Here is a 2,822-nt window from a genome sequence, read left to right as displayed (position 1 = left end):
CTACAATGGCGAGACCCGCACCTATCCGGACATCCGCCTGGTCTATTGGGCCGGCGGCAATCCCTTCCATCACCACCAGGACATCAACCGCCTGCGCAAGGCCTTCGCGAAAGTCGACACGCTGGTCGTGCACGAGCTTGCCTGGACCGCCACGGCGCGGCACGCCGACATCGTCCTGCCCTCGACCATGACGCTCGAGCGCGAGGACATCGGCTATTCCAGCAACGATCCCCTGATGGTGGCGATGCACCGCATCGCCGAGCCGTTTGGGCTGGCGCGCGACGACTACGAGATCTTCGCCGATCTCGCCGACCGTCTCGGCGCCCGCGAGCCCTTTACCGAAGGCCGCACGTCACGGGAGTGGCTCGAACATCTCTACGAGCCGACCCGCGCCTCGCTCGAAGCGCGCGGCCTCGAGGCCCCGAGCTTCGCGGAATTCTGGCAGCGCGGCAGCCTGGTCGTGCCGCAGCAGCCCGACGACGGCGGCAGGCTGCGCCGCTTCCGCGAGGATCCGGTCGCCCATGCCCTGCCGACGCCGAGCGGACGCATCGAGATTTTCTCGCAGAAGATCGCGGGCCATGGCGATGCGGATTGTCCCGGCCATCCGGTCTGGCTGGAGAAGACCGACATGCCGAAGCCCGGCGCGCCGTGCTTCCTCGTCGCCAACCAGCCGGTGACGCGCTTGCACAGCCAGCTCGATTTCGGCGGGCATTCGCTGGCTGCAAAGCATCGCGGCCGCGAGGTCGCGCGCATGAACCCGCGCGATGCGGAGGTTCGCGGTATCAAGGACGGCGACATCATCCGCCTGTTCAACGACCGCGGCGCCTGTCTCGCCGCCGTCCATGTCACCGACGGCATCGCGCCCGGCGTGGTGCAGCTGCCGACCGGCGCCTGGTACGACCCGATGGACCCCGAGGACGAGGCGCCGCTTTGCGTTCACGGCAACCCGAACGTGCTCACCCGCGACATCGGCACCTCATCCTTCGCGCAAGGCTGCACCGGCCAGCTGACGGCGGTGGAGGTGGAGAAGTTCACGGGCAATCTGCCGCCGATCCGGGCGTTCGATCCGGTGTAGGGCACCGCTCTTGAGGTGGAGCGTAGGATGGGTAGAGCACTTGCGAAACCCATCACGCTTCACCACGGGCGCAGGCGCGAACCGATGCGAGGCGGCGGCTACCAGCGGTAGCTCAACGTGCCGATCACCTGACGCCGCTCGCCAGCATAACAATAGCCGGCCTGGCAGGTGTTATACTTCTTGTCGAACAGATTCGTCGCGTTCACGCGCATGTAGGCGCCGCGGAAGCTCCGATCGAGCTTGCCGAGATCATAGTCGATCACGGCATCGAACAATGTGACCGCTGAATTCTCGAACGTGTTCTGATCGTCGCCGAAATTTGCGCCGATATAGCGCGCACCCAGGCCGAAGCCGAGCCCTTCCACGGGCGTGCCGGATTGGAACGTGTATTTGCCGAAAGCTGCGAACGAGTCCCGGGGAATGCCGGAATACTCATTGCCGGTCGTATCGGTATTGCCTCGCGTGATCACGACGTTGAGGTGGGTATAGGCCGCGGTGAGATCGAAGCCCGGCTTGAGTGCCAGCTTGGCCTCGAGCTCGAGGCCCTTGGACTCGACCTGTCCGGTCGCCGCCTGGAACGCGATGTTGTCGGCATTGGTGCGCAGGACATTGTCCTGCTTGATGTCGAAGACGGCACCGGTCAACAGCAACGGAACATGAGGCATCTGATACTTGATGCCCGCTTCCGTCTGCTCGCCGGTGGTCGGCTTGAAGGTGGACCCTGTCGCGTCCACGCCGGTTTGCGGGCTGAACGAGGTGGCGTAGCTGACATAGGGCGCCACGCCGCTGTCGAAGAGATAGCTGAGGCCCGCGCGACCGGTGAAGGCCGACGGCTTCTGGGTGACCGGAGATCCGTCCAGGGTCGTCGTCGTGCTCTGCGATACCCAGCTCTGACGGCCATTGAGCGTCAGAATGAATCCTCCGAGCTTGGCCTGCTCCTGGGCGTAGACCCCCACCTCGTCGGTCGACTGCTTGGTGAAGATCGAAAATGCCGGTGAGGCGATCGCCTGGGCGCCGTAGTTCATGGTCCGGAGATTGAGATCGGGCGCCGGTCCCCATCCGATCTTGTCGTCGTAGTAGGAGTGACTGTAGTCGACGCCGAACAGAGCGGTATTCTTGACCGAGCCGAGCATGAACTTGGCTTCGGCCTGATTGTCGAGGGTCGCGGTCTTGAAATTATCCACGATTCGCCAGGCGGAGCGCGACGCGGTTTGGGTCGCATAGTCGATGTTGTCGATCTGGGTGTATTTCGCGTCGGTGTTGACCTGATAAAATCGGAAATTCTGCCGCACGGTCCAGGTGTCATTGACGTTGTGCTCGAACGCATAACCGATGCGGTACTGCTTCTGGCCCATGGCGCTGAACGCCGGATCGTTCGAGTAGATGTTGGTCAGCTTCCCATCAACCGTGCGAGCGTTTCCGATGCTCGCAGCGGTCCGGCTGGTCTGATATTCCCCGAGGATCGTGAACGTCGAATCGAGGTTCGGCTTCCAGGTCAGGGCCGGCGCGATATAGGCGCGGTCGTCATCATTGCCGGGAAACCAGGTCTTCGCGTCGCGCAGCAGGCCCGTGAGCCGGTAGTACAATTGATCGCTGCCGGGCACCGGTCCGCCGACGTCAAAGGCGCCCTGGTAGCGGTCGTAAGTGCCGGCCTGCAATTGGACCTCGCCAAACGCCGTCATCGGCGGCCGCTTCGTCGTGACGTCGACGATGCCGCCCGGGGAGCCAAGCCCATACAGGCCGGAGG

At 64.0% G+C, this 2,822-nt stretch carries 2 protein-coding genes; one reads left to right on the top strand and one right to left on the bottom strand.

Going from position 1 to position 2,822, the window contains the following annotated elements; translation table 11 throughout:
* Positions 1–1,075 (top strand): molybdopterin dinucleotide binding domain-containing protein (locus tag ACXJL8_RS38250; protein ID WP_456686731.1); only part of this gene is annotated, 1,075 nt, incomplete at its 5' end.
* A gap of 98 nt (positions 1,076–1,173) precedes the next feature.
* On the opposite strand, the gene ACXJL8_RS38245 is transcribed toward ACXJL8_RS38250, so the two are convergent.
* Positions 1,174–2,822, bottom strand: a 1,649-nt coding sequence (locus ACXJL8_RS38245) for a TonB-dependent siderophore receptor (protein ID WP_456686730.1), incomplete at its 5' end; no start/stop codon positions are given.

It is taken from the genome of Bradyrhizobium sp. P5_C11_2, assembly GCF_054049755.1.
This window is presented reverse-complemented; position numbering and strand designations above follow the sequence as displayed.